This window comes from Limosilactobacillus balticus, from assembly GCF_014145615.1.
GTDB lineage: Bacteria > Bacillota > Bacilli > Lactobacillales > Lactobacillaceae > Limosilactobacillus > Limosilactobacillus balticus.
The window spans coordinates 1-237 of sequence record NZ_JACIVH010000039.1 but is presented as its reverse complement, the minus strand read 5'-3'; the positions used below and the strand labels follow the sequence as shown (position 1 = coordinate 237).

At 49.8% G+C, this 237-nt stretch carries 1 rRNA gene; it reads left to right on the top strand.

The window, feature by feature from the left end:
* Positions 1 to 237 (top strand): 16S ribosomal RNA (locus H5S10_RS00465); the annotation flags it as partial.

Below are 237 nucleotides of genomic sequence, written 5' to 3'. Positions count from 1 at the left end.
GGTGAGTAACACGTAGGTAACCTGCCCCGGAGCGGGGGATAACATTTGGAAACAGATGCTAATACCGCATAACAACAAAAGCCACATGGCTTTTGTTTGAAAGATGGCTTTGGCTATCGCTCTGGGATGGACCTGCGGTGCATTAGCTAGTTGGTAAGGTAACGGCTTACCAAGGCGATGATGCATAGCCGAGTTGAGAGACTGATCGGCCACAATGGAACTGAGACACGGTCCATA